Genomic DNA, 21,399 nt, shown 5'->3' with positions numbered 1-21,399 from the left:
CTTCTTTCAACACAACCATCGCCGAAGCAAGGGGCCAACAGGTTTTACGCCGTATCCGAAAGCGAAAAATGACCAATTTGCGACCCTCCTCCCGACCGCCCTGGCTTCGACATCCGTTGGTATGGCTGAACGCCCTCAATGACGAAAACACCGTGGTTGCAGGGGAATTTGCTCGCAATAACCTGCACCGCCTGCGCCTGGCAGCGTTCACCATCATGCTGGTGAACCTGGTCTCAGTCCTCTTATTCGTTGCCAACAGCGGTGCCGGCAACGAACAGAACGCACGCTGGTGGACAACCATCCTGGTTATCCAGGGGGTGATGGCCACGGCGTTCGCAACGCTGGGACTGCTCGCACACTGGAGGCTCCGCCGTCCACCGCGACTGGTTTGGGATCAGTCGCTAGGCTTGGCAGGCGCTGCAACCCTGGTGCTTTGTACGGCGGCGTTCTCCATCGTTGACCAGTGGGTCAAGCAAGGCATCATGACTCTTGTGATCGGACTCATGACTGCCAGCATGATCTTCCTGATCCGACCTTTTCACGCCATCGTGCTGTTTTGCAGCACGGGATTGATCGGGATGGTGGGCCTCTCGCTCACCCAAACCAACCGCACGGTTCTGCTTAGCGACCAGGCCACCGTGGTGGCGGCCATGATCGCCGCCATCCTGCTGTCCAGTCTGCAGTGGCGCGACAGAGCGGTCAACGCGCTGCTGCGGCGTTCGTTGCGGCTGAGCCACGCAGCCCTGGCACAAAAGAAGGCCGAACTCGAAGTCCTGGCACGTAATGACCCGCTCACAGGTCTCTGTAACCGGCGCGAGTTCACCCGGCTGGCCGAATTGGAACTGATCCGCGCCATGCGACAGCACACCCCAACGGCGTTCATCATGGTCGATCTGGATTTATTCAAACATGTGAATGACACCTGGGGGCATCCGGTGGGCGACGAGGTACTGAAAAACACGGCCCGCATCCTGGTTGCCGGGGCGCGCCGGGCAGACGTGGTGGCCCGTGTGGGTGGAGAAGAGATGCTGCTGCTCATGCCCGACACCGACGAAGATGCCGCCGTAACCTTTGCCAATCGCCTGCGGGAAACGCTGGAGCAAACACCCTTGCAACGGGACAAACTGGTGATTCCGGTGACGGCCAGTTTCGGCGTGGCCGTTGTGCCAGCAGACTCGCGCGCCAAGCTGGAGCATGCGTATATCGCCGCCGATGCGGCCCTGTACAAGGCCAAGCAAAATGGGCGCAACCGGGTCGAGTGCGCCCCTGTGCGAACCGGCACGCTGCCAGCGACTACGGCCAGCAGCGACCAACACCCATTTAGCCCTTGCTGAAGGTCGGTGCCCACTTGCGCAGCCATGGCCCCAGGCTGGCGCGCAGACGCGGGCTGTGCAGACACACCCCGCCCAACAAACCCACAACCGAGCCCAGCACCGTGTCCCACAGCCGCGCCTGCAGCATCACGGCCGATGAACCCTGCCCCAGATAGGCCGCTTCCGCCAGCAAAATCGTCAGCGGCGTGATAAAAATCACCGCCAGGCCGTAGTGCCGCACCACCAGCACCTCAATACAAAAGGTCAGCGCCATCATCAGCAACGCGACCCGCCACGCGTCCAACACCAGCATCAGCAAGACCCACGCCAGCAGCAAGCCTACCGCGGTACCCACAATACGCTGCACCTGCTTGTTCCACACCGCCCGCAAGCTGCCGCCTTGCATCACCGCCATGCAACTTATCGGCACCCAATAGGCCCGCTCCAGCCGCAGGACCTGCGCTACGGTTAATGACAGGCCGACAAAAACGCCAATCACCACCGAATCCACCACCACAAAATCAAAGCTGGCTGGCGGCAAGGGCCGTACCGGCTCAGCAGCTTGCTGACGCAGGTGATACAGGCTGTAGAAAAATGCAATCAGGCAGGCCAACAAGGCCCCCAATGTCAACAAACCGACGGACTGAGGTATCTGCATCAGCTCCCCCGGTGCATAGGCCCCAATGGCGGCGGCCATGACAAAAAACAAGCTGCCCGGTGGCCCGACGGCATAAAACCGGCACACCATCGTCACCAGAATGGCAATAAAGGTCAGCACCGGCACCAGCAACAAGGGCCAAAAATGCGCCATCACCCCCAGGGCATAACTGGCACTCATACCAAAGGCACAGGCCATCAGCACCACCATGCGATGCGACAGCGGTGTCTTGGGTGTGTACACAAACACCAGCCCGCCCAGCGATGACACCAGTCCAAAATTTAATTGCCCAAAATAAGCCCCCACCAGCAAAGGCAAGCCGGATGCGAGTGCCGCACAAAACGGCATGGCCCAACGCCGGTCACTGGCGTTGATCGTCGTCAGGTGGTGCCATTCGGTTTGCACCAGTGCAACCACATCACGCCAGTTGCGCCCGTTTATCATGGATCAGCCTTTCACATCAACCCGTTGACTGGCCGCATTTGTGCCAGCCCTTGGAGGGGTTTTGAATGTACCTCAAGCCTTCCTATCACGAGCCAATCAGCAGGCGGAAGGAGCTTCTGGTCAGCCCACCAAGCCAACCCAGCCTATTTCTTCCGCCAGCGTACCGTTATGAAAAAAATAGCTACCAGCGCTTGATAAACAAGCGCTAGAGGCCAATTTGATCCAAAATTTTCAGCCGCTCAGTTCCCGCCCGCCCCCACAATCAGGTTAAACACCTCGCGCAGCAAAAGCAGTTCGCTCATGGCGCTGCCGCGCAGCAGGCTGATTGGTTTGAACTCGCCGCCCAGCGCCTGGATGGCGGCTTTGGGGGCCTCGAAGCTGGTGAAGCGCAGCAGGTGGATGCGCACCGGGCCGGACTCGGTGTGTGCCCAGTGGTTGAATTCATTGACGCGCTCCAACTCGTCAGGGTTCAGGCCGCAGCGTTCCACCAGCGCCTGCTTGACGGCCGGGCCGGAGTACGCTGGCTCGATGACGGCGGGTGATGGCATCGGTGTGGCGGCTTGCGGCAGGGCAGCCGGCCAGAGCAGGGATGTTTCCCAGCGGGGAAACAGCAACGCGGCGCTGTAGCTGTCGAAATGCGTGAGGATCACGCGGTTGTGGGTAAAGAGGTCTGGCGTTGTCATGCTTGGGTTTCTTGGTCAAATTGGCTTGTAGCGCTTGTGCAGTCTGCGTGAATAGCTATCAAAATCATTGTTTGTTACAGCACCACCTCAAAGCCTTCAAACTGCGGTGGCCCGAGGTACAGGCCGCGCTGTTGGCCCGCGCTGGCGTGGGCGGCACGGAAGGATTCAGAGCGTGTCCAGGCCTCAAAAGCGGCGGCGCTGTCCCAGGTGGAGTGTGAGACAAAGACGGTGGCCTCTGCCGTGCCCGGCCCTTGCAACAGGTTGAAGGTTTTGAAGCCCGGCACGTCGGCCAGGCGACTGTCGCGCTGGCGCCAGACTTCAATGAACTCAGCCTCACGACCGGGCGCGATACGGAAACGATTCATGGCGATAAACATACGGCAAGACCTTTCAAAAATGGATGTCCAAGGCAGAGGGGATGACTTCGGTGCGCGGCATCTGGCTGCGTGTGCAGGCGAATTCAGCGGTATCCCTCCTCGCGCAATACCCGCTGCACCACCGGGCGGCTGCGCACCCGTTGGTAGTGGGCGGCGCAACGTGGTGGCAGGCTCAGGCCGGTTTTGTCGGCCCAGAACTCGACGTAGAACAGCGCCGCGTCAGCGATGGAGAAGTTGGCCCCCATGGCATAACCGGTCTCTGGCAAACGCGCGTCGATGACGGCAAAAGCCTCATTGACGATCTCTCGGCCACGCGCCTGGATACTTTGTTGCCAGGAGGCCCGGTCGGCATCGGCCAAGTCGACGGGCAGGTAGCGCTCGGTGGTGAAGATGCGGGTGTAGCCCTGGCCATGCAGCGTGCCCACCACATAGTCCATCAGCTCCAGCGTTTGTGCGGCCAGCAGCGTATCTTCCGACAGCAGGCGGTTGCGGGGGTAGGTTCGGGCCAGCCAGTAGGCGATGGCCTGGAACTCGGTCAGGGCCTGGCCACCCGTCAGCACCAGGGTCGGGATCGTGCCCTTGGGGTTGAGCGCCTGGTAGGCGGGTTGGAGGTGATCCCCCGCGGGCAGGTTGACGATGGTGACTTCAAACGGCAAGTCCAGCTCTTCCAGCAGGATGTGGATGCCGGTGGAGCAGGAGCCGGGGGTCATATAGAACTTGAGGGTCATGCGGTTGACAAAGCAAGATGCGTGACAGGCTGAATAATGCACAAACCGCGCGGATCAGGTCGGCTTGTGCCCTGCAGGTGTGTGCTTTTTGTCGTGCACTTGTGTCACCTTTGTCTGCTTATGTTCATGGTTTTTAAACCCCTACGGACCCACGATGCGTGGGGCTGCGGATTGAGACCGTGCGTCATGCCCTTGCGCGCGCGTTATTCCTGTCTTTTGCGCACGATCTTGTTGCGCAGGGTCACAAACTCTTCTGCCGCAGAGGGGTGCAGGGCCACGGTGGCATCAAAGTCGGCTTTGGTCGCCCGCATGTGAATGGCAATCGCCAGACCCTGGATGATCTCGGGTGCATCCGCCCCCACCATGTGCGCACCCAGCACCCGCTGGCTGGCACTGTCCACAACCAGTTTGACCAGGGTGCGCTCATCGCGCCGCGACAAGGTGTGGCGCAGGCTGCGAAAGGTGCTGCTGTAAATGTCGATTTCGCCATACTGCGCCAGCGCCTGAGCCTCGGTCAGGCCAACGGTGCCAATCGGTGGCTGGCTGAACACGGCCGAGGGCACGGTGCTCAGGTCGGCGCTGACCGGTGCCGGGCCAAACAAGGTGTTGGCCAGCGCCGCGCCTTCCCGAATCGCCACCGGAGTGAGTGAAATGTGATGGGTCACATCCCCCACCGCGTGCACACTGGGCAGGTTGGTTTGGCCAAATGCATTGACCTTGATGCCGCCCTTGTCGTTCAACGCCACCCCGACCTCGGCCAAGCCCAGGTCCTGGGTGTTGGACACCCGGCCCGTGGCGTACAACACCGCGTCCACCACCAGCGGCGCGGCCTGTGCGTCAAGCAGCGCGACAGACAAGCTGCTGTCCGCCAATTTTTGAATCTGTGCCACGTCTTGCTTCAGCCGCACCGTGATGCCTTTTTTGACCATCTCGGCCTGCAAGTGCGCCGCCACCTCGTCATCAAAACCGCGCAAGATGTGTTGGCCCCGGTAACACAAGGTGACCTGTGCGCCCAGCCCGTGGAGGATGCCCGCAAACTCCACCGCGATGTACCCACCGCCCACAATCAGCACCCGTTGGGGCAACTGCGGCAAGTCAAACACCTCATTGGAGGTGATGGCGTGCTCAATGCCTTGGATGCTTGGCAAGTAGGGTGTGCCACCGGTGGCAATCAGGATGTGTTCGGCGCGGATGTGCAGGCCGTTCACCACCACGGTATGTGGGTCCAGCAGACGGGCATTGCCGTGCAACACCGTCACCTCGGAGTCCAACAGATTGTTTTCGTAAATGCTGCTCAGGCGGGCTATCTCTTTGTCTTTGGCCTCTATCAGTTGCGGCCAGGAGAATTCGGCAGGCGGTAGCGTCCAGCCAAAACCTTTGGCATCGGCAAAGTCTTCGGCAAAATGGGCGGCGTAAACCAGCAGCTTTTTGGGCACACAACCCCTGATGACGCAGGTGCCGCCGTAACGAAAACCCTCGGCAATCGCCACCCGCGCGCCCAGGCCAGCGGCAATGCGCGCAGCACGCACACCACCCGAGCCACCACCTATGACAAAGAGCTCGTAGTCGTATGAAGTCATGTGATTTCCTTAGGTCCGATAGCTGAAAGCTTGGCAATGTACCGGGTCAGCGCAGACCTTACGGGCGCACAGGGCGTTTTGAATGTGACTGGCTACCCACCGCAAAGGCCAGCGCGACAAGAATCAAACCTGCCGCCACGGCGAAGGTGGTGCGCAGTCCTACCGCAAGCGCCTGCGGACCCGCGGTTGTGATGTCTGTGGCAGCCGACCCGAACGCGAACACCGCGCCCATCACCGAGGCCCCGGTGATCAACCCCAGGTTACGCGACAAGCCCAGCAGGCCTGAGGTCACGCCGCGCTGGTCAGGGCGAATGTCGCTCATCACGGCGGTGTTGTTGGCCGCCTGAAACAGCGCATATCCGGCGGTGATGATGCCCAAAGGGATGATGTAGCCCGGTACACCAAAAGCCACCGGCAGCAGGGCCAGCAGGGCAGAGCCCATCACCATGGCCATGAGCCCGACCAGGCTGATGTGATGTGCGCCAAACCGGTCCGTCAAGCGACCAGCCGGAACACCTGTCAGCGCCGCCACCAGCGGCCCGGTCGACATCACCAGGCCCACACGGGCGGCATCCAGCTGCAGTGCGCCAGAGAGATAAAACGGCCCCACCACCAGCGTTGCCATCACCACCGTGGTGACCAGCGCGCTCATGACAAAACCTGCGCTCAGTACCGGCTGGCTAAACATCGCCCATCGGATCAAGGGGGATGTCGCCCGGTTTTCCACCCACACAAACATAGCCGCCCCCACCACAGCGGCCAACAGCAGCACCGCGTTGAGCGAGCCAAAACTGCCGCGCCCCACCGTCATGGCCAGCGCATAAGCCGCCAGCGTCAGCGCCAGCAACAGCGTGCCCAGCACATCAAAACTGGCCCAAGCCGTTTGATGCCCCGGGCGGTCCAGCGGCAAATAACGCAGCGCCAGAAGAAAAGTCAGCAGACCCAACGGCGCGTTGACCCAAAAAATGGCCTGCCAACCGAACGCACCAATCAGCAAACCGCCCAGTGTGGGCCCCAGTGCCGTGCCCACCGCCGACATCGTGCCCAGCAGCCCCATCGCGCTGCCCGTCTTGTCTTTGGGCAACGCCTCACCCACCAGCGCCATGGTCAGCGCCATCAAAATCGCCGCGCCCAGGCCCTGCACAGCGCGGGCGGCGATCAACAGCCCAAGTGTGGGAGCCGCAGCGCACAAGACCGATGCCACGGTAAACAGCCCAATGCCCGCCAGCAACAGCCGCCTGCGGCCCACGATGTCGCCCAGCCGTCCGGCCCCCACAATCAGGCTGGTGATGGCCAGCAAGTAAGCCAGCACCACCCACTGCACCGCCTGAAACGGCACCTGAAACACCTGCGCCAAGGTCGGCAGCGCCACATTGGTGATGCTGATGCCCAGCGAAGACAGCAACATCGCCAGGGAAAGGCTCAGCAGCACCCATGGAGCCGCAGGTTTTGGCACCGCGCCAGGGGGCTGTTTGGGGTGGCTTTCGGCAGCGCGTGCTGGGGATTTGAAAAGCATGTTGGGCTCAGTTCTGAAAGGTTGATATCTGCATGGTAGGGACGGCAGCGCCCGAGCGGAAGGCGCTACATTTGCACTTTGTGATTGCGTCTGACGCCATATGTCAACACCCAGCCCACCCCATGTCTACCCCTGATCTGAACCTGCTTATCACCCTGGATGTGTTACTTGCCGAAGGCAATGTGACGCGTGCGGCGCAACGGCTGCACCTCAGCCCGTCGGCCATGAGCCGCGCACTGGCGCGCCTGCGTGAGACCACCGGCGACCCGCTGCTGGTGCGGGCCGGGCGTGGTCTGGTGCCCACCCCCAGAGCGCTCCAGCTGCGTGCGCAGGTGAGCCAACTGGTGCAGGAGGCGCAAGCGGTGTTGCGCCCCGACGAACAGCTTGATCTGCAACAGCTGGTGCGCACCTTCACATTACGCGTCAGCGACGGCTTTGCCGAGAACTTTGGCCCCAGCCTGATCACCCGCGTTAACCAAGAAGCACCCAGCGTGCGGCTGCGTTTTGTGCCGAAGCTGGACAAAGACAGCGCCGCATTACGCGACGGCAGTGTTGACCTGGAAACCGGCGTGGTGGGTGATGAGACCGGCCCGGAAGTACGCACCCGTTTGTTGTTTCGCGACCGATTTGTGGGCGTGGTCCGCCAAGGCCATGCGCTGTGCCAGGGTGAGATCACCCCCGCCCGTTATGCCGCAGGCCAACACGTGCTGGTCTCGCGCCGGGGTCTGGACAAGGGGTTGATGGACGAGGCCTTGTCAGCGCTGGGGCTGGAGCGTGTGATTGGCAGCTTTGTCGGCGGGTTTTCCGCCGCGCTGGCGATAACACGCGCCACCGACCTGATCACCACGGTGCCCGAGCGCCACACCGGCAACTTGCGCGCTGGCATGTTCAGCTTTCCCCTGCCGGTGCCCGCGCCAGAGATCACCGTGTCCATGCTCTGGCACCCGCGTATGGATGGTGATGCTGCACACCGCTGGTTGCGGGGGGGTGTGTTGGAGATTTGTGGGGAGACAAGTCCGATTCTTTGAGGCTCGGGCGATTGTGTGTGGGAGGTGATGGGATTTAGGGTGGTGCGTTGCTGTTGGAAACGCAGCGGTTGGAGTAAATGGTGGTTTGGCACTGTATGACGTATGACTCTTACAGGCTGGATGCTGTCATTCAACTTCGCGGGGAGTTGACATTCAGCCTTATGCACGAAATGTGCTAACCACGGAAAGGACACCTAGGCCGAATAAGAGGGACACAGTCGAAAATATGAGGTTACCAAGCAATTCATGTCGTTTAAGAATAAGGGTCTGCCACGCTCCCACTATTGCAACGGATGCAATGAGTGTGAATGCACCAGATATCACGGAACCTAACGCTTCACTCGTGAAACCACCCCAGATTGCACCGATGAATGCCAATCCAAGAAAGGCCACCGGTTTGGATATTGGAGGCGCTGGGACCGATGCAAAAAGCGGAATACCCGACAGCCATCGGCCTTGCCAAATGCAGCCAAAGCCAACGCCTACGAGCGCAACCGACAAACCACCAACTGGACCAAATAACTGCCAAATTGGTACAGCCAATGCCCCAGCGGTTGCAAGGCTTGCGAGGAATCGCCACGCTATTAAAACTGCAGTGATTGAAATGGCTATGTCCATAGAACTGTGGCGTGTATGGAAACAATTGGGTTGCTAATCACTATAGCCCATCGGGGCGGCCAATCTGAATGACTGCTACCACTGCGTACTTGACATACCAAAGTGCAGAGTGAGAGACCGCAACTTGTCTTGAGAAGTCCCCTGCATCAAGAAGTATTGAAGGCAAGTGCTGGGGTTCGCATACGCAGGCCCCATTCGAGTGACAAGGGTGCCGGGTGTACCTGTAAGTGCAATAGATGCCGCTTAGCTGGCGCGTCCGCCCAGTCGCCCGCGAGTTGACAGGAGCAGGCGAACCACGCCGCTGGCCTAGTGCCGCACATTGCGCTGACACATGCCAAGCGCACAATCCCCTAAAAGCACCGACCTCGGATCACAGGCCGTGGCAAGACAAGGGATCAGCACCATGTTCACACGCAGACACTTCACCACCTCGGCACTCCTAAGCAGCTCACTCACCCTCGCGGCTTGCTCCCAGGAACCCGACAACAACAGTTACGAGGCGGTCGCTGACCAGACTTGGCAGCCGGGTGCCCTGACCGGGTTCCAGGGTGCGACGCTCGGTCGGGAGCTGGTGCGTTATGCCACGCTGGCACCGTCCAGCCACAACACGCAGTGCTGGAAGTTCTCGCTGGATGGCACCGGCCAGGCCATCACACTCCGGCCTGATCTGGCGCGGCTGTGTCCTGCGGTGGACCCAGACTTGCACCATGTGTTTGTGTCGCTGGGTTGCGCGCTTGAGAACCTGACCCAGGCCGCACTGGCCCATGGGCTCAAGGGCGATGTGGCGTTCGACCCGGCCACCGATGCCTTGCGCGTGTCGCTCAGCCCCACGGCGGCGCAGTCCACGGATTTGTTCAAGGCCATCCCCCAGCGGCAATGCACCCGGGGCGACTATGACGCCAAGCCGCTGACGACGACCGAGCTGGCGCTGTTGCAGCGCGCAGGCAGCTCTGAGCGCGTGCGCCTGCTGCTGTTGACCGAGCAGACGGCGATGGCGCAGGTGCTGGACTACGTGGTGCAAGGCAACACGGCGCAGATGGCAGACCCAGCCTTTGTGAAGGAACTCAAGACCTGGATTCGCTTCAACGGCCCGGACGCGGTGCGCACGCGTGATGGCTTGTACAGCGCGGCATCGGGCAACCCGAACGTGCCGACCTGGATTGGTGAGCGGCTGTTTGGCTGGGTTTTCACGCCCAAAAGTGAGAACGACAAATACGCGCGGCAGGTGCGCAGCTCGGCGGGCATCGCGGTGTTTGTCGGGCAAGCCGCCGACAAGGCGTACTGGGTGGAGGTGGGGCGCTGTTACGAGCGTTTTGCGTTACAGGCCACCGCCTTGGGCATTCGCAATGCAATGCTGAACCAGCCGGTGGAGGTGTCGGCCCTGCGCCCGCAGTTTGCGGCGGCGCTCGGTCTGGGTGATCAGCGCCCCGATTTGGTGGTGCGTTTCGGGCGGGGGCCGACCCTGCCCAGGTCTTTGCGCCGCCCGGTGGCGGCTGTGTTGGTCTGATGGGTGGTTTTTACGCTATACAAAATATAGCTTCTCAGGCTTTAAATATAAGCTCTAGAGGTCATTTTTTCTTATAAATGCGACCCCTATGTCATTGGGCGCACAGACAACACACGGGTCAAGGTATTTAATTCCATAGGACTGTGTCCCCAATCTTCCACCGCTAACGGGACAGGTTCATTAGGAATTCCATGAAATCTTTGTATGAAACGCTTGAGGTCAGTCCGCGCGCTAGCAATATCGTGATCCGGGCTGCCTACCACAGCCTGGCTCAACACGACCATCCAGACAAAAATCCGGACGATGAAGACGCGGGACAGAGGATGTCGAACATTAACCGCGCCTATGCGGTGTTGTCAGACCATGAAAAGCGGCAAGAATATGACCTGAGCCAGGGCATCACCAAAGATTTTTCCGAACGCCGCGGGCTCGGTTCCATATCCACTGCGCAGCAACAATCGAGTGGCGATGAGCCGCCCACAGAACGACCCTTTGCCTTTCGCCCTTTGGACTGAACCCAGGCAAACAGTTACCGCACGCTCAAATCACCTCTGCCCCCAGATGTCAAGGTCGGCCATGGGGCTGGCATCGTCGTCCAACGTTACTGGCTTGCGCCTGCGGACGCTGGTGCCTGTGGGGGGCTGGGCAGCTCTTCCGTGGTGACCAGTTCCCGCAGGATGCCGCCTGCGGCGATGCTCCCACTGGTTGTGCCTTCGCCGCGCATTCTTGCCACGCAGGCTGCGCGGTCTTCCCCTGCCAGGGCTTCACAGCGCACCAAGCTGCCGCGCTGAAGTTGCTCGGGGCTGACCGATGGGCTGGAGCCTGGCCGCTGCGCCAACACGGCCCGAGCTTCCTGCATGCAGGGCTCCAAAGCTTGACCCGATTGCCCGCTGCGGCAGGCCTGGCGATCCGCATCAAAACGCCGCAGCTTTTCGCCACGGTCTTGTGCCGCCACAGAAAACACTTGTCCACAGGCCAGCACCACCATGCTAATACCAGCAACACGATGGCAAACCTGTCGCGCACTTGAGGCAGTTTTCATATTTACTCCTTATCCATCGCAGGAGGCGATGGCAGGTGCGCAGTGTGCCCAGGCCCCGTGTTGTAGTCTGTTCGATGGCCAACGTAGCGCCTCACCACAGGGAGCCCCACCTGCAGGTGCGCTCAACCTGGTGCGTTGTAAGCACAAACAACGCGTGGCACCCTGCCCCCATATCCGAGTGGGGAATGCAAGGGTAAGCATTCAGGTCAGGCAAGAATGGTTTCAAAGACCACATCACCTGTGCACATGGAGAGGCACGAAGATAATAAAAAAAACAAATGGGCTTGAGACGTTTGTCTTCGTCAGTGTGACCTGACCATCGCCTCATAGAGCTGGCAACAAGTTTTCTCAGCATCACGCGGGGCCATACGCGGCCCGGCAAAACATCAACGGGGCAACAAACACCGTCGCATACCCTACATTGAAGAAAGAAACCAGCATTTGCATCACTCCGTCAGTCTCATCACGACCCTTGCCGCCGGATTCGGGCTGGCGCTGCTTTTTGGCTTTATCGCTGCCAAGCTGAAACTCCCTGCGTTGGTGGGATATTTGCTTGCTGGTATCGCCATCGGGCCAGCCACCCCCGGCTTTGTTGCAGATGGACAGATTGCATCCCAGTTGGCCGAAGTGGGGGTGATGCTGTTGATGTTCGGTGTCGGGCTGCATTTCTCGATTGATGACCTGTTGGCCGTTCGCAAAATTGCCTTGCCCGGTGCGGTGTTTCAGATGATGGTTGCCACCGCCTTGGGTACCGGAGTTGCGTCCTTATGGGGATGGTCCATAGGTGCAGCGCTTGTTTTTGGCATTTCGTTGTCTGTCGCAAGCACGGTTGTCCTGCTGAAAGCACTGGAGAGCCAGGGGTTGACCGATGGAGCCGACGGACGCATTGCCGTCGGCTGGCTGATTGTTGAAGATTTGGCGATGGTGTTGGTACTGGTTCTTTTGCCTACCCTGGCACCGATGCTGGGGGGCAGCGCCATACCCCTTGGTCAGAGCATGTCGATGACCATCCTCATCACTCTGGCGCAAGTTGGTGGGTTCGTCGCTTTCATGCTGATGGTTGGACGGCGTCTGTTTCCCTGGATACTTTGGCAGATCACCAAGACGGGTTCACGCGAACTTTTTACCCTGTGTGTGGTCGCTGCCGCCGTCAGTATTGCTTACGGCTCATCGGCCCTGTTTGGCGTTTCGTTTGCGCTTGGGGCGTTTTTTTCTGGCATGGTGCTGCGTGAATCGGAGTTCAGCGCCAGGGCGGCACAGGAGACACTTCCCCTGCAGGATGCCTTTGCCGTGCTGTTTTTTGTGTCGGTGGGCATGTTGTTTGACCCGATGGTCATGGTTGAGCAGCCTTGGCATGTGCTTGCCACGGTGGCGGTCATCGTCATTGGCAAGTCTTTGGCGGCTGTAGCGCTGGTGCTGATCTTGCGATACCCCGCCAGAACGGCGCTGGTGGTTGCGGCCAGCCTTGCACAAGTGGGGGAGTTTTCCTTTATTTTGGCGGGGCTGGGTATGACGCTGGGCCTGCTGCCCAAAGAGGGCAACAGCCTCATCCTCGCCGGTGCCCTGATTTCGATTGCGCTGAATCCTCTGGTGTTCAGTGCCGTGGCACCTTTGCTGAAGTGGCTCACACGCCATCCGATGCTTGCAGCACGGCTCATGCCTGGGGCCAATCCGCTAGCCGAGTTACCGCTGACAACCGATGCCAAATACCTGGCCAATCAGGTGGTGCTGGTGGGCTGGGGCAGAGTTGGCAAACTCATTACCACGGCCTTAACCGAACAAGGCATTCCGTACGTGGTTGCCGACGCTAATCGGGAATCCGTCGAATTGTTGCGCGCCCAAGGCATTCCTGCTGTGTGGGGAGATGCCACAGAACCCGAGGTGTTGATTCAGGCACATGTACGTGATGCCAGGGCACTTGTCATTGCCACCCCTGACACCATCCAGGTCCGCAAGATGGTCGAAACGGCTCGGGCTCTGAATCCCCCTATCAGCGTGGTGGTTCGAAGTCATAACGTTGATGAGGCAAAACGGCTGGAGGAAGACGGCACTGGCACCATTTTTGTTGGCGAGAATGAGCTTGCCAAATCCATGACTGGATTTATTACGCAGCTTGTGACCACGGCCGGACACAAACATGGCTGAAGAATGGATTTGCAAAGCAGGCGCTTTGGCCGGGTTTAACCCTGCATCCGTGAAATTCGCCCCAGTGCAAACACCGAGTTGGGCACATTCGGCCGGATAGCGGGCTGAACTGGTCGCTTGAACACCCCCCGGTTGGGTAAAGGTTTTTGCTCAATCTTGGTTCCCATGGCCAACTGGTCAAGTACCAGACTCTTCAGTGTGACCGACTGCGTGAAATGAAGCACCTTGGCGTTCATGGCATCCCACAGATCTTGCGTCATATCTTGTGCGGATGAATCGTCTTGTGGTTTTGTCTTGGGTGGCTCGTCTTCAACAGCGCACAGGATGTCTGCCACCGTGATGCCCTCCATCCGCGCCCCCAGCGAATAGCCACCACCCGGACCGCGGATGCTGATGACCAGTCCCCGCAGGCGCAGCTTGCTGAACAACTGCTCAAGGTAGGACAGCGAAATATGCTGGCGCGCCGCCACATCATTCAGCGGTACCGGCCCGAACGCTTCACGCAAAGCAACATCAATCATGGCCGTGACTGCAAAACGGCCTTTGGTCCCTAAACGCATATTGAATACTCCTGCCCGGGCATAAAACCCTGGAAAAACTTTGATTCATCAAACGGATGCCGTGTCTGAATCCACAGATTGCGGGCTGCCATTGCACCGCCTATGGACCAAGCTGTCGGTATGCCAGCCCACATAACAAGCAAGTGGAGGGCCAAGGTGATCCGCATCCGTTCGCTGTCGCACCGACAGACCCGCTTTGAGGGCATAACGTCACCCAACAGTTTACGGATCGAGCCTCTTGCTCATTCCAACTTCAACTGAACCAGGAGAAGCCTATGAACGCATTCATCACCCCACCGTCCAACACCCCACCTGTGGACGAAGACCTGGCCGAACAGGCCAACCCCGGCCACGGCATTCCGTCGCAAGACCCGAGTGCTGCAGCACAGACACCGCTGGAATCCCAGGATGTTGAGCGTGAGGGCAACTCGGTGCTGATTGGTGGCGGCGTGATGGCCGGTGCAGCCACGGGGGCGGTCATCGGTGTTGCGGTGGCTGGCCCGGTGGGGGTTTTGGTCGGGGCCTCGCTGGGTGCCGTTGCCGGTGCACTCGGCGGTGCCGCCGCCGGAGCCGCGACCAGTTCGGAAGATGCAAACAGTGTGGACACAACCCCCGCGGACTCCGTGCGCCTGCACATCGAAGACAGCGGTGGCACGGGCCGACCGGTGGTGCTGATCCATGGCTGGCCGTTGTCGGCCCAGGCCTGGGAGCTGCAGGTGTCGGTGCTTCAAGCCGCCGGGTATCGCGTGGTGGCTTACGACCGACGGGGCTTCGGGCGTTCAGACAAACCGTCCTCCGGCTACAGCTATGACGTGCTGGCAGACGACCTGCAACGTGTGCTGGATCAATGTGGACTGCAGGACGTGACGCTGGTGGGTTTCTCGATGGGCGGGGGCGAAGTGGCACGTTATGTGGCACGGCACGGCGAATCGCGCCTGCGCAGTGTGGTGTTTGCCGCCGCCGTGCCGCCGTACCTGATGCAGTCGGCTGACAACCCCGAAGGGCCGCTCACACCCGAGAAAGCACACCAGACAAAACTCGCCCTGGAGCAAGACCGGGGAGCCTTCTTCGAGCAGTTCACCAGGAACTTCTTCTCGGCCCATGGGGTGCTTCAGGTCTCCGAGTCGCAGCGCAGCGAGGCGGTCGCCCTGTGCCTCCAGTCGGCGCAGCAGGCGGCGCTGGCGTGTATGGAGGCGTTCGACACCACCGACTTTCGCGAAGACCTGAAGAAAGTGACCGTGCCCACGCTGGTGATTCACGGCGAGGCGGACGCGATTGTGCCCATTGAAGGCTCGGGTCAGCGCACCCATCGCGCCGTGCCCCACAGCCAGCTGGTAAGGGTAAGCGGTGCGCCACACGGACTGAACGTGTCACACGCGCAGGCGTTCAACGACGCGCTGCTGTCTTTTCTGCGGGTGTGACCGCTGCCAAGCATGTCTTATCAATGGCCGGGATTTTCCTGGCCAATGACAACCCCCAAGGAGAGGTCATGCCATCCAAAACCTGGAGCGCCAAGCGCGAACGCCAGTACACCCATATCAAGGACAGCCTGCTTGAAGGCGGCAAACCTGAGGCGGTGGCCCAAGAGATTGCGGCCAGGGTCGTCAACAAAGAGCGGGCGCAGCACGGTGAATCGGTCACGGCCAGTGCCTCTTCCATCAACGACATGTCTGCGGGGCGGCGCGGTGGCTTGCGCTCCCACCAAGGCCCAGGGGGCCGAACCGTGCTGCAGCTTCGTAATGAAGCCCGTCAGCGTGGTCTGCCTGGGCGTTCCGCGATGAACAAAGCGCAGCTGGAAGCGGCCCTTGCGCGATAACTGAGCCCACACCCGCCCGTCTGGCCATGTTGGCACCGAGAGTGGGTGTTCCACACGACACCTATTCTCCAAATGAAGCACCCGAGGAGCAAGTCACCTCCTGAAAGGGTGCACCTGGCACTTGGGGGTGGCGGGCCTCAATGGCTGAGTATGGTCAGGGTGGCAACGGCGGGCCTGCGCGGTGCCGAACACCATGGCACGGTTGCCAGGAAACTCATGGCTGCTTGCGAAAACTTTGAACAAAAACTTCTGAAGACCTTAAATAACAAGCCTGCGTAGCTATCGATGTAATAGCTTTCAAGATGCCCTGACCTAGCGGGGGGTTCGCCAACACACAGACCAGCGAGTGTTGCAGTTTTACCTTCGGGGCCTTCTGAATGAGATTCCATGCCTCCACTACACAACTTCGAAACGCTCGTACCACGGGCCCGGGACGTGGCTGACTTTCTGTTGGTGGGTACATGCAGTCAGGCTGCACCACAGCCGGATATCTTGTCAGATGTTCGTATGAACACCCACCGTGCACAGTGGCCCAGGCGCATTTCCCTCGGTGTGCTCACGCTGGCACTGTGCGCCTGTGCCTCGGTGACTGCGCCGACGATGATGCCACTGGGGTTTGAGCTTCCTGCGGCCTGGTCGGGCTCGGTCGGCCAGCCGGATGTGGGCAATGCGTCCAATGCAGCCCTTGTATCCTGGTGGCTGCGCTTTAACGACCCGCTGCTGAGCCGTTTGATCACCCAGGCGCTGGAGGCCAACACCAGCGTACGTGGTGCCCAAGCCGCCCTGCAACAGGCACGCGCTTTGCGCGATGTGGCAGGCGCTGGGCTGTGGCCTTCGGTGGGAGGCTCGGCATCGGCCGGGCGCAATCGCAGCGGCGACAACAGCACCAACCACTTCCAGGTGGGCCTGGATACCAGTTGGGAGCTGGATGTTTTTGGCGCCAATCGCGCGGCGGTTCAGGCCGCTGATGCCAGTGCCCAGGCCAGCGCCGCCACACTGGCTGGTGTGAAGGTGTCGCTGGCTGCCGAAGTGGCGCTGGACTACATCTCGCTGCGCAGTACCCAGGAGCGCCTGGCCATTGCTCAAGCCAACCTGAGCAGTCAGCAAGAGACCTTGCAGCTCACCCAGTGGCGATTGCAAGCCGGGCTGGTGACCTCGCTGGAGGCACAACAGGCCCGCGCCTCGGTTGAGCAAACGGCGGCGCAAATGCCCGCACTGCAAACCACCGTGATCCAGACGATTCATGCCCTCAGTGTGCTGACGGGGCAGCCACCCGCAGCGCTGGCATCAACCCTGACAGTGGTTGCACCAGTACCGCAGGTGTCTGGCAACTGGGCGTTGGCTTTCCCGGCTGACACTTTGCGCCTGCGCCAGGATGTGCGAGCTGCCGAATTTCAGGTGTTGACTGCCGCTGCGCGCGTCACGCAGGCGGATGCCGCACGCTTGCCCAACTTCAAGCTTGGTGGCTCGCTGGGTCTGAATGCGCTGACACTGGGCGCTTTGAGTGATGGTGCCTCTTTGGCCGCTGCGGTACTGGCCAGCCTGTCACTGCCGGTGTGGGATGCCGGGGCTTCGCAGGCCCAACTTCGCGCCCAGCAGGCCGCAATGGCGCAAGCCCATACGCTGTACCAGGCCACGGTGCTGACCGCTTTGACCGAGGTGGAGGACGCGCTGGTGGCGCTGCAAGGTGACCGTGTGCGCCTGCTGCGGCTGCAAAACGCTTTTGAGGCGGCCGACATCGCCGCTACCCTGGCGCGCCAGCGTTATGGCAGCGGACTGGTGGACTTCCAGACCGTGCTGGAAACCCAGCGCACCCGCCTGAGTTCGCAGGACAGCGTGGCCGTGGCCCGCGCCGGCGTCAGCGCTGACCAGGTGCGTCTGGTCAAGGCACTGGGCGGCGGACTGCCACCGGGCGACACCATCCCCACTTTAACCAACCCAGATTCATCCAGGACACCTGCTCCATGACCAACCATGACCCCCAAGCGCCTGTGCCAAGTGCCCCGCCAGCGTCACCAGCAACAACCTCTTTACCTGCGTCTGCGACCGTCCTCACCGAAGCTGAGGTGGACCCGGCCACCTTGTTGGATGAGCCACTTCAGCGTGCCTGGTATCGCCGCCCGCTGATCTGGGCTGGTGTCCTGGCGCTCGTGCTGGCGGGCGGTGGTGTGTGGTGGTGGCAGGTGCGCAAGGCCGCCAACGCCGCGCCCATTTACAACACCCAACCGGTGGCGCGCGGCAACCTGACGCTGACGGTCACCGCCAACGGCACCCTGCAGCCCACCCGCACCATCAATATTGGTAGCGAGCTCTCAGGCACGGTGCTCAAGGTCAATGTGGATGTCAACGACACCATCAAGAAGGGTCAGGTCCTGGTGGTGTTGGACACTGCCAAACTGGGCGACCAGATCCTGCGCTCCAAAGCCGCCCTGTCTGCCGCCAGCTCCAAGGTCGAACAAACCCAAGCCACGGTGGCTGAAGCTGCCGCAAGCCTGGCACGTTACGAAGAAGTCGCGCAGCTCTCAGGCGGCAAGGTGCCCTCCAAAGTCGAGCTTGACACGGCCCGTGCCACGCTCAAGCGTGCCCGTGCCGATGCGGCCAGTGCCCAGGCGGGTGTCAGTGATGCTCAGGCGGCGTTGTCCACCGACCAGACCAACCTGTCCAAAGCTTCCATTCGTGCCCCCGCCGACGGCGTGGTACTGACCCGCGCAGTGGACCCCGGCAACGCCGTGGCTGCCTCACTGCAGGCGGTGACACTGTTCACGGTGGCTGAAGACCTGACCAAGTTGCGCTTGTGGGTGTACGTGGATGAGGCGGACGTGAGCGCGGTCAAGGTCGGCCAGAACGCCAACTTCACCGTGAGTGCGTACCTCAGCCGCCAGTTCCCTGCGCGCATCACGCGGGTAGGTTTTGGCTCCACCATCACCGACAACGTGGTCACCTACCTGACTTATCTTGATGTAGATAACGCCGACCTGAACCTGCGCCCGGGCATGACGGCCACCGCCACCATCACCGCCACCCAACGCACCAACGTGCTGTTGGTGCCCAACACGTCGCTGCGCTTCTCACCCTCAGCGCAGGCCAGCCCGGCTGCGGCCAAAGGCGGTGTGATGGCCAGCCTGACCCCACGGATGCCGGGCAGAACCCGTCAATCTGCGGCATCGGATGCCAGCACGGCTTTAGCCAAGCAGGTCTGGGTGCTGTCCAAAGACGGTATCCCTGTGGCTGTGGCGGTCACGCCCGGTATCAGCAATGGGCGCATGACCGAAATCACCGGCGGTGACCTGACCGCGGGCATGCTGGTGATCACCGACCAGAAAACGGCGGCCACCCAATGAGTGTCCCGCTGATCCAGTTGCGCGGTATCACCAAGCGCTACGGTAGTGGTGCGGCAGAGCTGATGGCGCTCAAAGGCATTGACCTGGACATCAGCGCGGGTGAGTTTGTCGCCATCATAGGGCCCAGTGGCTCGGGTAAATCCACCGCCATGAACATTCTGGGCTGCCTGGACACACCCACGGCTGGGCAATACCTGTTCAAGGGCGCACACGTGGAAACACTCTCACGCGATCAGCGGGCACGACTGCGCCGGCGTTACCTGGGCTTTGTGTTTCAGGGCTTCAACCTGCTGGCACGCACCTCGGCACAGGAAAATGTGGAACTGCCCTTGCTTTACCGTGGCGACAGTGCCAGTACCCGCCGCGTGGCGGCAGCCAAGGCCTTGGAGTCGGTAGGCCTGGGCGGCTGGGAGCGCCACACCCCGGCCGAACTCTCGGGTGGGCAGCAGCAGCGCGTGGCCATTGCGCGCGCCATCGTTACTGAACCCGCCGTGGTGCTGGCCGACGAGCCCACCGGCAACCTGGACACCCAGCGCAGCCACGAAATCATGGGCCTGCTGCTGGCGCTGAATCGGGACCACGGCATCACCGTGCTGATGGTCACCCATGAGCCGGAAATGGCGGCTTACGCGCGACGCATGGTGCATTTTCTGGATGGCCGCCTGGCCAAGGACGAAGTCAACCCCAACCCGTCCTCCACCGCTCCTGCAGAGTTGGCGAACACGGAGACCACCTGATGCTGTACAGCGTTTTTATGCTCGCCTTGCGCTCAGTCCAGCGCAACATGCTGCGCTCGTTCCTGACCATTCTGGGCATCGTCATTGGTGTCAGTGCGGTGATCACCATGGTCACGCTGGGCAACGGTGCAACCCAGGCCATCCAGACACAAATCTCCGGTTTGGGCACCAATTTGCTGCTGATCATGCCAGGCCAGCGGGGCCCGGGCGGCGGCGGGGGTGGCGGTGGTGTGCCACACTTCATTGAGGCCGATGCCACCGCGATTCAGTCACAAATCGGCGGCGTGGCGGCGGTGTCGCCACAGGGCCGCGCCAGCGTGACCGTGGTAGCCAATGGCCGCAACTGGGTCACCAGTGTCACGGGCAGCACCAATGCCTGGTTCACCACCGGCAACTGGAAACTGGCTGCCGGGCGCATCTTTGCGCCTGATGAGCAACTCGGCGGTGCTGCCGTGTGCATCATCGGTGAAACGGTTCGCCGCGAGATTTTTGGCGGCACGGTGGCCCTGACCGGGCTGGGCGAGCTGCTGCGTGTGAAGCAGTTTTCCTGTGTGGTGATCGGCATCCTTGCCGGCAAGGGGCAGAGCGGCATGGGTGATCAGGATGACACCGTGGTGGTTCCGCTGAACACGCTACAGCGCCGTGTCACGGGTAGCCGCAAGGTGGACATACTTTCGGTGTCGATGCAAGATGGCGCTGACAGTGTGCCCCTGAAAGCCAGTCTGCGCCAACTGCTGCGCGAGCGGCGCAAACTGGCAGCGGGCGACGACGACAACTTCAATATTTTTGACACCCAGCAACTGGCCGAAACCCTGTCCAGCACCATGGGTGTGCTGACCAACCTGCTGGGCGCGGTGGCGGCAGTGAGTCTGCTGGTGGGTGGCATAGGCATCATGAACATCATGCTGGTGAGTGTGACCGAGCGCACCCGCGAAATCGGCCTGCGCCTGGCTGTGGGCGCGCTGGAAGGTGAGGTGTTGCTGCAGTTTTTGATAGAAGCGGTGGTGCTGTCCGCGCTGGGCGGCGTCATCGGTGTGGTGATCGCCACTGGTGCGTCGTATGGTTTGTCGCTGTACATGGCCGTGCCCTATGCGTTTGATGTGTCCATCAATGTGCTGGCGCTGGTGTTTTCGGCTGGCATTGGTGTGCTGTTTGGCTACTTCCCGGCCCGCCGTGCGGCACGTATGGACCCGATTGAGGCGCTGCGGCACGAATAATGCTCGCTGTTTTCCGATTCAGGGGGTTGCTGGGGATGTTGATCTTCGCGTGATAACGCTTGCGATGCAGTCCAAAAGTACATCACCCC

At 61.0% G+C, this 21,399-nt stretch carries 19 protein-coding genes; 11 read left to right on the top strand and 8 right to left on the bottom strand.

All coding sequences use genetic code 11. From position 1 onward, the window contains the following. Positions 1 to 68 precede the first annotated feature (68 nt). Positions 69 to 1,334, top strand: coding sequence for a GGDEF domain-containing protein (locus tag LDN84_RS03805; RefSeq protein ID WP_223908482.1), 1,266 nt, complete (start codon positions 69 to 71; stop codon positions 1,332 to 1,334). On the opposite strand, the gene LDN84_RS03800 is transcribed toward LDN84_RS03805, so the two are convergent. From LDN84_RS03800 to LDN84_RS03775, 6 genes are all read right to left on the bottom strand, one after another. After that, entirely contained in the window at positions 1,321 to 2,415 is a 1,095-nt protein-coding gene (locus LDN84_RS03800; RefSeq protein ID WP_223908475.1) for an FUSC family protein, read from the bottom strand. The genes LDN84_RS03805 and LDN84_RS03800 overlap by 14 nt on opposite strands. A 239-nt stretch (positions 2,416 to 2,654) precedes the next feature. Next, a complete protein-coding gene (locus LDN84_RS03795; RefSeq protein WP_223908472.1) occupies positions 2,655 to 3,098 on the bottom strand; it encodes a hypothetical protein in 444 nt (147 codons plus the stop codon). A gap of 74 nt (positions 3,099 to 3,172) precedes the next feature. Continuing rightward, a complete protein-coding gene (gene hmuQ, locus LDN84_RS03790; RefSeq protein ID WP_223908469.1) occupies positions 3,173 to 3,475 on the bottom strand; it encodes a heme-degrading protein HmuQ in 303 nt (100 codons plus the stop codon). Positions 3,476 to 3,558: 83 nt separating this feature from the next. Continuing rightward, a complete protein-coding gene (locus LDN84_RS03785) occupies positions 3,559 to 4,203 on the bottom strand; it encodes a glutathione S-transferase family protein (RefSeq protein ID WP_223908466.1) in 645 nt (214 codons plus the stop codon). 203 nt (positions 4,204 to 4,406) lie between these two features. Continuing rightward, a complete protein-coding gene (gene gor, locus LDN84_RS03780; RefSeq protein ID WP_223908463.1) occupies positions 4,407 to 5,783 on the bottom strand; it encodes a glutathione-disulfide reductase in 1,377 nt (458 codons plus the stop codon). A 58-nt stretch (positions 5,784 to 5,841) separates the two neighbouring features. Beyond that, positions 5,842 to 7,299 (bottom strand): MFS transporter, encoded by a 1,458-nt coding sequence (locus LDN84_RS03775; protein WP_223908461.1) that lies wholly within the window; start codon positions 7,297 to 7,299, stop codon positions 5,842 to 5,844. A 122-nt stretch (positions 7,300 to 7,421) separates the two neighbouring features. Here LDN84_RS03775 and LDN84_RS03770 point away from each other — a divergent pair, with 122 nt between their 5' ends. The 3 genes from LDN84_RS03770 to LDN84_RS03760 all read left to right on the top strand — a co-directional run bounded on the left by LDN84_RS03770 (position 7,422) and on the right by LDN84_RS03760 (position 10,967). Then, the gene (locus LDN84_RS03770) at positions 7,422 to 8,327 is read left to right on the top strand and encodes a LysR family transcriptional regulator (protein ID WP_223908458.1); all 906 of its coding nucleotides are present in this window, start codon (positions 7,422 to 7,424) and stop codon (positions 8,325 to 8,327) included. 1,021 nt (positions 8,328 to 9,348) lie between these two features. Further along, positions 9,349 to 10,452, top strand: a complete 1,104-nt coding sequence (locus tag LDN84_RS03765; RefSeq protein WP_223908455.1) for an Acg family FMN-binding oxidoreductase — start codon at positions 9,349 to 9,351, stop codon at positions 10,450 to 10,452. A gap of 191 nt (positions 10,453 to 10,643) precedes the next feature. Next, positions 10,644 to 10,967: a J domain-containing protein gene (locus LDN84_RS03760; RefSeq protein WP_223908451.1), complete on the top strand. Its 324-nt coding sequence runs from the start codon at positions 10,644 to 10,646 to the stop codon at positions 10,965 to 10,967. A gap of 86 nt (positions 10,968 to 11,053) precedes the next feature. Here LDN84_RS03760 and LDN84_RS03755 read toward each other — a convergent pair whose 3' ends face one another. Then, positions 11,054 to 11,494, bottom strand: coding sequence for a hypothetical protein (locus LDN84_RS03755; RefSeq protein ID WP_223908449.1), 441 nt, complete (start codon positions 11,492 to 11,494; stop codon positions 11,054 to 11,056). Positions 11,495 to 11,935: 441 nt separating this feature from the next. On the opposite strand from LDN84_RS03755, the gene LDN84_RS03750 reads away from it, so the two are divergent. Beyond that, on the top strand, positions 11,936 to 13,639 hold the full coding sequence (locus LDN84_RS03750) for a cation:proton antiporter domain-containing protein (RefSeq protein WP_223908446.1): 1,704 nt from the start codon (positions 11,936 to 11,938) through the stop codon (positions 13,637 to 13,639). 35 nt (positions 13,640 to 13,674) lie between these two features. On the opposite strand, the gene LDN84_RS03745 is transcribed toward LDN84_RS03750, so the two are convergent. Then, the gene (locus tag LDN84_RS03745; RefSeq protein ID WP_223908444.1) at positions 13,675 to 14,199 is read right to left on the bottom strand and encodes an Rrf2 family transcriptional regulator; all 525 of its coding nucleotides are present in this window, start codon (positions 14,197 to 14,199) and stop codon (positions 13,675 to 13,677) included. 275 nt (positions 14,200 to 14,474) lie between these two features. Here LDN84_RS03745 and LDN84_RS03740 point away from each other — a divergent pair, with 275 nt between their 5' ends. The 6 genes from LDN84_RS03740 (at position 14,475) to LDN84_RS03715 (ending at position 21,310) form a co-directional block, all read left to right on the top strand. Next, positions 14,475 to 15,620, top strand: coding sequence for an alpha/beta fold hydrolase (locus tag LDN84_RS03740; protein ID WP_223908441.1), 1,146 nt, complete (start codon positions 14,475 to 14,477; stop codon positions 15,618 to 15,620). Between the two features lie 68 nt (positions 15,621 to 15,688). Continuing rightward, positions 15,689 to 16,015, top strand: a complete 327-nt coding sequence (locus LDN84_RS03735) for a plasmid stabilization protein (protein WP_223908439.1) — start codon at positions 15,689 to 15,691, stop codon at positions 16,013 to 16,015. 507 nt (positions 16,016 to 16,522) lie between these two features. Beyond that, positions 16,523 to 17,983 (top strand): efflux transporter outer membrane subunit, encoded by a 1,461-nt coding sequence (locus LDN84_RS03730; RefSeq protein ID WP_223908436.1) that lies wholly within the window; start codon positions 16,523 to 16,525, stop codon positions 17,981 to 17,983. Beyond that, complete coding sequence (locus LDN84_RS03725; RefSeq protein WP_223908432.1) at positions 17,980 to 19,356, top strand: efflux RND transporter periplasmic adaptor subunit; 1,377 nt, start codon at positions 17,980 to 17,982, stop codon at positions 19,354 to 19,356. Before LDN84_RS03730 ends, LDN84_RS03725 begins: the two co-directional genes overlap by 4 nt. Continuing rightward, positions 19,353 to 20,093, top strand: coding sequence for an ABC transporter ATP-binding protein (locus tag LDN84_RS03720; protein ID WP_223908430.1), 741 nt, complete (start codon positions 19,353 to 19,355; stop codon positions 20,091 to 20,093). Before LDN84_RS03725 ends, LDN84_RS03720 begins: the two co-directional genes overlap by 4 nt. Next, on the top strand, positions 20,093 to 21,310 hold the full coding sequence (locus LDN84_RS03715; RefSeq protein ID WP_223908427.1) for an ABC transporter permease: 1,218 nt from the start codon (positions 20,093 to 20,095) through the stop codon (positions 21,308 to 21,310). The genes LDN84_RS03720 and LDN84_RS03715 overlap by 1 nt, the downstream gene beginning before the upstream one ends. Positions 21,311 to 21,399 lie beyond the last annotated feature (89 nt).

Origin of the sequence: Rhodoferax lithotrophicus, from assembly GCF_019973615.1 — a bacterium.
Classification (GTDB): domain Bacteria; phylum Pseudomonadota; class Gammaproteobacteria; order Burkholderiales; family Burkholderiaceae_C; genus Rhodoferax; species Rhodoferax lithotrophicus.
Note: the sequence above shows the minus strand (reverse complement) of the source record. Positions and strands in the feature narration are given on the sequence as shown.